Source organism: Saccharomonospora iraqiensis subsp. paurometabolica YIM 90007 (assembly GCF_000231035.2).
GTDB classification, from domain to species: Bacteria; Actinomycetota; Actinomycetes; order Mycobacteriales; family Pseudonocardiaceae; genus Saccharomonospora; species Saccharomonospora paurometabolica.
The window spans coordinates 11,866-22,118 of record NZ_KI912238.1 but is presented as its reverse complement, the minus strand read 5'-3'; the positions used below and the strand labels follow the sequence as shown (position 1 = coordinate 22,118).

10 protein-coding genes are annotated in these 10,253 nt (G+C 72.7%); 4 read left to right on the top strand and 6 right to left on the bottom strand.

All coding sequences use genetic code 11. From position 1 onward, the window contains the following. Window positions 1-65 precede the first annotated feature (65 nt). From SACPADRAFT_RS0212200 to SACPADRAFT_RS0212175, 6 genes are all read right to left on the bottom strand, one after another. A complete protein-coding gene (locus SACPADRAFT_RS0212200; RefSeq protein ID WP_007025125.1) occupies window positions 66-1,346 on the bottom strand; it encodes a sulfate adenylyltransferase subunit 1 in 1,281 nt (426 codons plus the stop codon). Continuing rightward, entirely contained in the window at window positions 1,346-2,266 is a 921-nt protein-coding gene (cysD, locus tag SACPADRAFT_RS0212195; protein WP_007025124.1) for a sulfate adenylyltransferase subunit CysD, read from the bottom strand. The genes SACPADRAFT_RS0212200 and cysD overlap by 1 nt, the downstream gene beginning before the upstream one ends. A gap of 40 nt (window positions 2,267-2,306) precedes the next feature. After that, window positions 2,307-3,011, bottom strand: coding sequence for a phosphoadenylyl-sulfate reductase (locus tag SACPADRAFT_RS0212190; protein WP_007025123.1), 705 nt, complete (start codon window positions 3,009-3,011; stop codon window positions 2,307-2,309). Then, window positions 3,008-3,181, bottom strand: a complete 174-nt coding sequence (locus SACPADRAFT_RS33900) for a hypothetical protein (RefSeq protein ID WP_007025122.1) — start codon at window positions 3,179-3,181, stop codon at window positions 3,008-3,010. Before SACPADRAFT_RS33900 ends, SACPADRAFT_RS0212190 begins: the two co-directional genes overlap by 4 nt. Next, window positions 3,178-4,860 carry a nitrite/sulfite reductase gene (locus SACPADRAFT_RS0212180; RefSeq protein WP_007025121.1) on the bottom strand — a complete coding sequence of 561 codons (1,683 nt, stop codon included), beginning with the start codon at window positions 4,858-4,860 and terminating at the stop codon, window positions 3,178-3,180. The genes SACPADRAFT_RS33900 and SACPADRAFT_RS0212180 overlap by 4 nt, the downstream gene beginning before the upstream one ends. Window positions 4,861-5,132: 272 nt before the next feature. Further along, complete coding sequence (locus SACPADRAFT_RS0212175; RefSeq protein WP_007025120.1) at window positions 5,133-6,002, bottom strand: hypothetical protein; 870 nt, start codon at window positions 6,000-6,002, stop codon at window positions 5,133-5,135. Between the two features lie 88 nt (window positions 6,003-6,090). Here SACPADRAFT_RS0212175 and SACPADRAFT_RS0212170 point away from each other — a divergent pair, with 88 nt between their 5' ends. The 4 genes from SACPADRAFT_RS0212170 to hemW form a co-directional block, all read left to right on the top strand. Next, the gene (locus tag SACPADRAFT_RS0212170; RefSeq protein ID WP_028662421.1) at window positions 6,091-7,827 is read left to right on the top strand and encodes a carbon starvation CstA family protein; all 1,737 of its coding nucleotides are present in this window, start codon (window positions 6,091-6,093) and stop codon (window positions 7,825-7,827) included. Next, the gene (locus SACPADRAFT_RS0212165; RefSeq protein WP_007025118.1) at window positions 7,824-8,096 is read left to right on the top strand and encodes a cory-CC-star protein; all 273 of its coding nucleotides are present in this window, start codon (window positions 7,824-7,826) and stop codon (window positions 8,094-8,096) included. The genes SACPADRAFT_RS0212170 and SACPADRAFT_RS0212165 overlap by 4 nt, the downstream gene beginning before the upstream one ends. After that, on the top strand, window positions 8,087-9,025 hold the full coding sequence (locus tag SACPADRAFT_RS0212160) for an ArsA family ATPase (RefSeq protein ID WP_007025117.1): 939 nt from the start codon (window positions 8,087-8,089) through the stop codon (window positions 9,023-9,025). Before SACPADRAFT_RS0212165 ends, SACPADRAFT_RS0212160 begins: the two co-directional genes overlap by 10 nt. A gap of 94 nt (window positions 9,026-9,119) precedes the next feature. Next, on the top strand, window positions 9,120-10,253 hold a 1,134-nt coding region (gene hemW / locus SACPADRAFT_RS27335; RefSeq protein ID WP_007025116.1), incomplete at its 3' end, for a radical SAM family heme chaperone HemW.

Sequence of the window (10,253 nt, the reverse complement as noted above, 5' to 3'; positions counted from 1 at the left end):
GGTCCCGGCTGCCGTGGGCCACCGCCACGAGTGCGGGGCCGCCGACATCCGACGGCCCCGGGGCGTCAGGCGCCGCCCGCGAGCGCACGGAACCGCTCCCCGACGAGTCCGGCCGCGAGGGTGTCCCCGCTGCCCGGGTCGAGCACCAGCAACGCGCCGGTGCGGGGGCTGTCGGTGTAGTGGTCCACCGCCAGCTGCTCGGCCAGCCGCAATCGGACACTGCCGATCTCGTTCAGCTCCAACTTCCCCGGACCGTCCACTGTGGACAGCGCTTGTTCGTCGAACCGGGAGACGAGCTCGTCGACGATCGCCTGCACCGTGCGGGTGCCGTGCTTGACCAGAACCTTCGTCCCGGGGTCGAGGGTCTTCGCGGACAACCAGCACAGGGTTGCGGTCAGCTCGTCGGTCACGGTGGGGCGGTGTTCGGCCGAGGCGAGCAGGTCGCCGCGGGCGATGTCCAGGTCGTCGCGCAGCAGGACGGTGACCGAGGCGCCCGCCCCCGCCTCCGGCACCGGGCCGTCCGGGGTGTCCACCCGCTCCACGGTGCTGCGCAGACCCTCCGGCAGCACGGCCACCTCGTCGCCCGGCCGCACCGTGCCCGCGGCGATCTGTCCCGCGTAGCCGCGGTAGTCCGGGTGCTCGGCGGTGCGCGGGCGGATCACGTACTGCACCGGGAAGCGGAACGCGGCCTCGTGCGGGTCCGGCGCCACCGGCACGGTCTCCAGGTGCTCCAGCAGTGTCGGACCGTCGTACCACGGCGTGTTCGCCGAGCGGGTGGCGACGTTGTCCCCGTGCAGCGCCGACACCGGCACGGTCAGCACCGATCCCTCGGCGTAGCCCAGTGAGGTCGCGTGCGCGGCGAACTCCTTGGCGATCACGGTGAACGCGGCCTCGTCGTAGCCGATGAGGTCGACCTTGTTCACCGCCAGGACCAGGCGGGGCACGCCGAGCAGGGCGAGCACGGCCGCGTGCCGCTTCGTCTGTTCCACCACGCCGTTGCGCGCGTCCACCAGCAGCACCGCGAGCTGCGCCGTGGAGGCGCCGGTGACGGTGTTGCGGGTGTACTGCACGTGCCCGGGGGTGTCGGCGAGCACGAAGCTGCGCCGGGGGGTGGCGAAGTAGCGGTAGGCCACGTCGATCGTGATGCCCTGCTCGCGCTCCGACCGCAACCCGTCGACGAGCAGTGATAAATCCGGTGTGGACAGTCCTTTGTCGACGCTCGCACGCTGCACGGCGTCGAGCTGGTCGGCCAGGACCGACTTGGTGTCGTACAGCAGCCGCCCCACCAGCGTCGACTTGCCGTCGTCCACGCTGCCCGCGGTGGCCAGCCTCAGCAGGCTCGACATCAGAAGTACCCCTCCCGCTTGCGGTCCTCCATGGCGGCTTCGGAGAGCCGGTCGTCGGCGCGGGTGGCCCCGCGCTCGGTGAGCCTGCTGGCGAGGACCTCGGCCACGACCTCCTCGACGGTGGCGGCGTCGGACTCGACCGCGCCCGTGCACGACCCGTCGCCGACGGTGCGGTAGCGCACCGTCAGTTCGTGGACCTCCTCGCCCTCCCGGGGCCCGCCCCACGGGCCCTCGGTGAGCCACATGCCGTCCCGGCGGAACACCGCGCGCTTGTGCGCGTAGTAGATCGACGGAAGTTCGACGCGCTCGCGGGCGATGTAGTTCCACACGTCCGCCTCGGTCCAGTTGGACAGCGGGAACACGCGCACGTGCTCACCGGCACGGTGCCTGCCGTTGTAGAGGTTCCACAGTTCCGGCCGCTGCCTGCGCGGGTCCCACTGGCCGAAGGCGTTGCGCAGACTGAAGATGCGTTCCTTGGCCCGCGCCCGCTCCTCGTCGCGCCTGCCGCCGCCGAACACCGCGTCGAACCGGTTGTCCGCGATGGCGTCCAGCAACGGCTGGGTCTGCAACGGGTTGCGGGTCCCGTCCGGGCGCTCGGTCAGCCTGCCGTCGTCGAGGTAGTCCTGTACCCGGGCGACGATCAGCCGCAGGCCGTACTTCTCGACGACGTGGTCCCGGAACCGGAGGACCTCGTCGAAGTTGTGCCCGGTGTCCACATGCAGCAACGGGAACGGCACCGGCGCCGGGTGGAACGCCTTGATGGCCAGGTGCAGCAGGAGTGTGGAGTCCTTGCCCCCGGAGAACAGGATCACGGGACGATCGAACTCGCCCGCGACCTCGCGGAAGATGTGCACCGCCTCCGACTCGAGTGCGGCCAGGTGGTCCCGGGCCGCGTCGGTCGCGGACTGCGCAATGGTCATGACGTCCCTTCCTCGACGCGCGTCGGTTCGTCCGACAGGTTCAGGCGTGCAGGCCGCACTCGGTCTTCGCCGAGCCCGCCCAGCGGCCGCTGCGCGGGTCGGCTCCCGGCGCCACCTTCGCGGTGCACGGCGCGCACCCGATCGAGAGGTACCCCTCGGCCACGAGCGGGTTGCGCAGGATCCCGTGCCGCGCGATGTAGTCGTCGAACTCCTCGTCCGTCCAGGCCGCGAGGGGGTTGACCTTGACCAGTCCGTTGCGCTCGTCCCAGGTCACGATCGGGGTGTCGGCCCGGGTGGGGGCGTCGGCCCGACGGACGCCGGTGACCCAGCACGAGTAGTCCGCCAGCGTCGCGCGCAATGGCAGCACCTTCCGCAGGTGGCAGCAGCGGTTCGGGTCACGGTCGTGCAGCTTCGGGCCGTACTCGGCGTCCTGCTCGGCGACGGTCTGCTCCGGGTTGGCCTCGACCACCCGGATTTCCGGGTAGGTCGCGGCCACCGCGTCCCGGGTGCCGAGGGTCTCCGCGAAGTGGTACCCGGTCTGCAGGAACAGCACGTCGATGTCCGGCTTGACCCGGGTGGCCACGTCGATCAGCACCGCGTCCTGCATGTTCGAGGCGACGATCAGGTCGTCGCCGAACTCCTCGACCGCCCAGCGCAGTGCCTGCTCCGCCGTCGCGTCGGCCAGCCGTCGCGACGCCCCGGTCGCCAGGGTCTCGAGCTGGTCGGGGGTCCGGGACCCGCTCACCGTGTCACCTCCGGGATCGAGAGACCGAGCAAGGTCACCGAGAACACCCTCCGGCACGCGGCACACATCCAGGCCGTCTCCCCCTCCGGTCGAAGATCCTCGTCGCCACAGTACGGGCAGTGCAGCGGTGCGGAGCGTGCGGGCGCCCGCCCGGTCGCCGACTCGCTCACCTCAGCTCCGCCTCCTCCGCCCGCGCGGCCCACCGGGCGAACCGTTCGCCGTCGGCGCGGCCCGCGTGATAGTTGCGGACGACGCGTTCCACGTACTCGGTCAGCTCGGCGGCGGTGACCTTGTGCCCGCGTAGTTTACGGCCGAAGCCCGCGTCGGCGCCGAGGCCACCACCGAGGTGCACCTGGAACCCCTCGACCTGCCTGCCCTCGGCGTCGGTGACGATCTGTCCCTTCAACCCGATGTCGGCGACCTGGATGCGGGCGCAGGAGTTCGGGCAGCCGTTGAGGTGGACGCTGACCGGGTGGTCCAGCCCGTCCTGCAGGTCGGCGAGCCGCTTCTCCAGGTCGGCCACCAGGTCGGCCGCCCGCTGTTTGGTCTCGACGATCGCGAGCTTGCAGAACTCGATCCCGGTGCACGCCATGACGCTGCGCCGCCAGGACGACGGGGCCGCGTGCAGTTCGGCGTCGGCCAGCGCGGTGCGCAGGCCCTCGACCTCGGAACCGGGCACGTCCAGCACGACGAGCTTCTGCTGCGGTGTCAGCCGGACACGGGACGAGCCCGCGCGTTCGGCGGCCCGGGCCGCCGCGATCAGCATCGAGCCGGAGGTCCGGCCGGCCACCGGTGTCGCGCCGACGTAGAAGGTGCCGTCGGTCTGGCGGTGCACCCCGACGTGGTCGACCGGAGTCCCGGGGACCTCCGGGGCGGGGCCGTCGACGAGCCCGCGGTGCAGGTACTCGGTCTCCAGGACCTCCCGGAATCGCTCCGGACCCCAGTCCTTGACCAGGAACTTCAACCGGGCCCGGGAGCGCAGCCGCCGGTAGCCGTAGTCCCGGAAGACACCGACCACGCCCGCCCAGACGTCCGGGACCTCGTCCCGGGGGACCCACGCGCCCAGCCGCACGCCGAGCATCGGGTTGGTGGACAGGCCCCCGCCGACCCACAGGTCGAACCCGGGACCGTGTTCGGGGTGCTCCACCCCGACGAAGGCGACGTCGTGGATCTCGTGCGCGACGTCGGGCTGTCCGGAGATCGCGGTCTTGAACTTGCGGGGCAGGTTGGCGAACTCCGGGGCACCGACGTAGCGGCGGTGGATCTCCTCGATGGCCGGGGTGCCGTCCACGACCTCGTCGGCGGCGATGCCCGCGACCGGCGAGCCGAGGATCACCCGGGGGCTGTCGCCGCAGGCCTCCATGGTGGTCAGGCCCGCGTCCTCCAGCCTGCGCCAGATCGTGGGGACGTCCTCGATGCGGATCCAGTGGTACTGGATGTTCTGCCGGTCGGTGATGTCGGCGGTGTCGGCGGCATAGGTCCGGGACAGCTCGCCGAGCAGGGCGAGCTGCCCGGTGGTCAGGGCCCCGCCGTCGATGCGCACGCGCAGCATGAAGTACCGGTCGTCGAGCTCCTCGGGGGTGAGCGTGGCGGTCCTGCCGCCGTCGATCCCGGGTCGGCGCTGGGTGTAGAGGCCGAGCCAGCGGAACCGGCCGCGCAGGTCGCCCGGGTCGATCGAGTCGAACCCGCCCGGGGCGTAGATGTTCTCGATCCGGGCCCGGACGTCCAGCGGCGGGCCGTCCTTCTTGGATCGTTCGTTCGGGTTGAGCGGCTCGCGGTGGCCCAGGGCCCACTGGCCCTCGCCGCGGGGCCGCCGGGGTCTCGTGGGACTGCCTGTGTTCGAGGCCATCGATGTCCTCCAGGAACGGGTGGTCCGCACCCGGCGTCGCGACGCGACGGGAGCCCCGTGGGCGGGGAGTTCGGCTCGCCGTACGTCGGCGCCGGTGTCCGGGAAGAGAAGAGTGGACGGCGCGCGGTCAGCGCCGGCAGAGGCTGCTGGAGACGCGCAGGAAGTCGACGTGGCGCCGCACGACGAGGGACACTCCCGCTGAACTCACGGAGCTCACGGTTCCAGCACGGGGCGGGCCCGTCCAGCTGTGCCCGCATGCTGGGAAGCCGGCCTCACCGGTGCGTGTCGGCTGCCATAATGCCCCGCTTGCACCGGGAGGCCAGGCGGTGTTGTGCGCGGATCCGCTGCCACAGCCCCAGTGGGGCGAGCTCGGCGTCCGGTGCGCCCCGCCGGTGGTCCGCAACGATCCCCCCGTCCCGCAGTGGACCCGCGAGGTCCCACGTCTCCCAGCGTTCCAGGTCGGGGATCGAGTAGTCGTGGCCGAACACGAGTGCGTCCGTCCCGTCGCCGTGCAGCTGATCTCCCCCGATCAGGCGCAGCGGCACGGCCGTGCCGGGTGCAACCCCGTCGCCGGGGTAGGCCCCGTCGTCGGGGGAGGCCCCGTCGTCGGGGGAGCTCCCGCCGCCGGCTCCGGCAACGGCGACGGTGGCCGGCCGCGGGCCGTCCTGCCCGGGACGGACCAGCAGGGCGTGCCGGGCAGGATTGGTCCGCACCGTCAGCGGCACCGTGCGCACGGTGCCGGTGAGCCGGACGACGATGCGCGGCAGCCACCACCAGTTCTCCCGGCACAGCAGCGGGCTGTCCGCGAGCGCGCGGGACGGCGGGTACTTGCGCAGCTCCTGGCCCAGCAGCTCGACCGCGAACAGGTCGCCCTCGGTGTCGTCGACCACCTCGACGGTCGCCGTGCACGCCAGGCCGGACTCCCCGTCGGGCACCGACCGGGAATCCGTGACGGCGAATGCCGCCCGTCCCACACGGCGCAGCCCCGCCACCTCGGCCGCCCGCGAGTACGGCAGTGCCACGCAGGGGACCCCGCGGTCCAGCAGGGGAGTGGTCGCGAGCGCGCGCGGCGTGCCGTCGGTGTCCAACCAGCACAGCTCCGCCGTGAGCGCGCGCCGCCATAACGGTACGAACTCGTCCATCGTGAACCCTTACCCGTCCGTCACCGGCCTGTTACCGTGCTCGCTCGACATCGTCGGGCCCCTCAAGGTGTACCGGGGAGTGAGTGTGATGCCTGCCATCGTGGTGGTCGCGTTCGTGGCCGTCCTGTTCTACCTCGGGTACCGGTACTACTCCTCGTACCTGGCCAGAAAGGTCTACGCCCTCGACCCCGCGTTCGTCACCCCCGCGCACAGCATGCGGGACGGGATCGACTTCGTGCCGACGAACCGGCACGTGCTCTTCGGGCACCACTTCACCTCGGTCGCGGGTGCCGCGCCGATCGTGGGGCCCGCGATCGCGGTCTTCTGGGGCTGGGGTCCCGCGCTGGCCTGGGTGGTGCTCGGCACGGTCTTCGCGGCGGGCGTGCACGACTTCGGTGCACTGGCCGTGTCCGTCCGCCACCGCGCCAAGAGCATCGGCACCCTGGCGCAGGAGGTGATCAACCGGCGGGCCCGCACGCTGTTCCTGCTGATCATCTTCTTCCTGCTGACCCTGGTGAACGCCGTGTTCGCGGTGGTGATCGCGAACCTGTTCGTGGCGTATCCCGAGGCGGTCCTGCCGATCCTGCTGCAGATCCCGATCGCGATCGGGATCGGGCAGTACGTCTACCGCACCCGCAGCGCGGCGCTGCTGCCCTCGATCGTCGGCGTCGTCCTGCTGTACGCCTCGATCCTGCTGGGCCGGGCGCTGCCGCTGTCCCTGGAGGGCCTCGCGGCGGCCGACGGCCTGTTCACCGAGCGCAACATCTGGGTGCTGCTGCTGTTCGCCTACACGTTCGTCGCCTCCCGCATCCCGGTGTGGGTGTTGCTGCAACCGCGCGACTACATCAACTCGCACCAGCTGTTCATCGCCCTCGGCGTGATCGGGCTCGGCGTGCTCGTCGGGATGGACACGATCGTGGCCCCGGCGTTCCACGACACCCCGGAGGGTTCGCCGAGCTGGTTCCCGCTGCTGTTCATCACGATCGCCTGCGGGGCGATCTCCGGGTTCCACAGCCTGGTCGCCTCCGGCACCACGGCGAAGCAGCTCGACAAGGAGCCCGACGCGCGCTACGTCGGCTACTTCGGCGCGGTCGGCGAGGGCTCGCTGGCGGTCGCGTCGATCCTGGCCTGCACCGCCGGGCTGTTCGCCACCACGGACGCGTGGAACGCCGCCTACGCGGACTTCGGGTCCGCGTCCGGTTCGGCCACGTCGAACTTCGTGGAGGGCGTCGCGGCGTTCGCGGGCAACCTGGGCGTGCCCGTGGCGGTGGGGATCGTCTTCGCCTCGATCGTGGTCATCAGCTTCGCCGCCACGACGATGGACACCGGCGTGCGGTTGCAGCGCTACATCGTCCAGGAGATCGCCGAGATCTCCGGGGCCCGGACCGTGGCCCGCAACATCACCCTGGCCACCGGCATCGCGGTGCTCGTGCCGCTGGTGATGGCGCTGCTGCCCGGCGGCGGCGAGGACGGCTACACCTTCGGGGTGCTGTGGCAGCTGTTCGGCACCACCAACCAGCTCACGGCGGGCCTGGGCCTCGCGGTGATCGCGGTGTGGGTGACCCGCAGGCGCCGCAACCCCGTCGCCGTGCTGGTGCCGCTGGTGTTCCTGCTGGTCATGACGACCTGGGCGCTGGTGATCAACCTCGGCACCTTCGTGGAGGAGGGCCAGTGGGTGCTCGCGCCGCTGGACGCGATCATCTTCGTCCTCGCGGTCTGGCTGATCGCCGAGGCGGCGATGGCGCTGCGCCGCGCGTGGACGACCCGGGACGAGAGCCCGGCGCCCGAGCCGCGGCCCGAACCGGAGCCGGAACCCGAGCGGTGAGCCTGCGCGCCCGGCTGGTCTCCGCCTGGCGGCGGGCGGAGGCGGCACACGACGCGCTGTTCGTCGCCCGGTGGCGCCGCGACCTGCGGCGGCGGGCCCGGACCGAGCAGGACACGTTCCGGGCGCTGGTGCTGCTCGACTCGCTCGGCGTGGACAACCCGGTCGCCTACGAGACCCTGGACCTCGTCCCGTACCTGGTGGCGGATCTGCACGAGTGGCACCGCAGGATGGGGCGGGAGACCTTCGGCGATCCCGGGGTGTGCTGTTGATCCGGTTCTTCGGCGGCAAGGGCGGTGTCGGCAAGACCACCGTCGCCGCCGCGTTCGCCCTCGCCCGGGCCCGCCGGGGCGAGCGCACGCTGGTGGCCTCGACCGACCCCGCGCACTCGCTCGGCGACGTGCTGGAGGTGCCGCTGTCCGAGCGTCCGACGCGGGTGGCGGGGCACCTGTGGGCGGTCGAGGTCAGTGGCGAGGCGCAGGCCCGGCGCCGGGTCGCCGAGGTCGCCGAGGACGCCCGGCACGTCGTGCCGAGGGAGGTGCTGCCCGCCGTCGAACGGCACCTGGCCCGCGCCACGGACAGTCCGGGCACGGTGGAGTCGGCCCTGCTCGACCGGCTGACCGACCTGGTCGGGCAGGTGGGCACCGACTGGGACACCCTGGTCGTGGACAGCGCGCCGACCGGGCACATGGTGCGCCTGCTCGGCCTGCCCGCACTGCTCACCCCGTGGATCGAGGGCCTGACGCGGCAGCGGGAGAAGGCACGCGACGTCGAGGGCCTGGTGGCGGGGCTGTCCGCGGACACCGGCGCGGGCGGCGACACCGGCCCCGACCCGCTGCTGTCCCGGCTGTACCGGCGGCGCGAACGGGTGGAGTGGATGGCCGCCCGACTGCGGGAGCGGGCCCTGGTCCACCTCGTCGTCGTCCCGGAACGGTTGCCCTTGGCGGAGACCCTGCGCGCGGCCGACACCCTCACCGACGGGGGCCTGCGCCTCGGCACGGTCCTGATCAACCGGGTCCTCGATGCCGACACCACGGGCCCCGGATCCCGGCGGCGCGACACCCAGGAGGCGATCCGCACCGAACTGGAGACCCGCTTCCCGGACCCCCCACCGCTGCCCCTGCCGCTGCTCGACCACACCCCGGAGGGCCTGCCGGAGCTCGCCCCGCTGGCGGACCTGCTCGCCCGGGGTGTGCCGTGAAGGGCACATTCCCTGCGCCGGGCGCAGCGAGGGGCACATTCGCTGCGTCACACGCAGGGAAAGTGCCCTTCACGGTCAATGCGACACTGGTGGGGTGGGTGTCGCGAGTGAGGTGTCGTCCGGGTTGCCGGCGGGGGTGGTGCGCGGGCCGGGGCGGCGGCCGTTCGGGGTGTACGTGCACGTGCCGTTCTGCGCCACCCGGTGCGGCTACTGCGACTTCAACACCTACACCGCGGGTGAGCTCGGCTCGGCCGCCTCGACGTCGTCCTGGCTGGACGGGGTGCGCGCCGAACTCGACCTCGCCGCCGACACGCTCGGGGACCCGCCGCCCGCGGACACCGTCTTCGTCGGCGGGGGCACGCCCTCGCTGCTCGGGGCGGACGGGCTCGGCGCGGTGCTCGACGCGGTGCGCTCCTCGGTCGGCCTGGCCGACGACGCCGAGGTGACCACCGAGTCGAACCCCGAGTCCACGTCCCCCGAGTTCTTCGCCGGGCTGCGCGAGGCCGGCTACACGCGGGTGTCACTGGGGATGCAGTCGGCCGCCCCGCACGTGCTGGCCGTGCTGGACCGCACGCACACCCCGGGCCGCGCCACGGCCGCGGCCCGCGAGGCGCGCGCGGCGGGCTTCGAGCACGTCAGCCTCGACCTCATCTACGGCACTCCGGGGGAGAGCACCGGGGACCTGCGGGCGACGCTGGACGCGGTGCTGTCCGCGGGCGTGGACCACGTCTCCGCCTACTCGCTGATCGTGGAGGAGGGCACCGCCCTCGCCCGCCGGGTGCGGCGGGGTGAACTGCCCGCCCCGGACGACGACGTCCTCGCCGCCGACTACGAACTGATCGACCGCAGGCTGGCGGAGGCGGGGCTGCGCTGGTACGAGGTGTCCAACTGGGCGACCTCCGACCGGGCGCGGTGCCGGCACAACCTCGGCTACTGGCGCGGCGGCGACTGGTGGGGCGCGGGCCCCGGCGCGCACAGCCACGTCGACGGCACACGCTTCTGGAACGTCAAGCATCCCGCCCGCTACACCGCCACCCTGGCCGAGGGGCACCTGCCGGTGGCGGGCCACGAGACCCTCACCGACGACGACCGGTATCTCGAACGGGTGATGCTCGAACTGCGGCTGGCCGAGGGGCTGCCGCTCGACGCGCTGGACGACGACGGCGTGCGGCAGGCGCGCGCCGCCGTGACCGACGGGCTGTTGGACGGCGCCGCCGCCGAGCGGGGC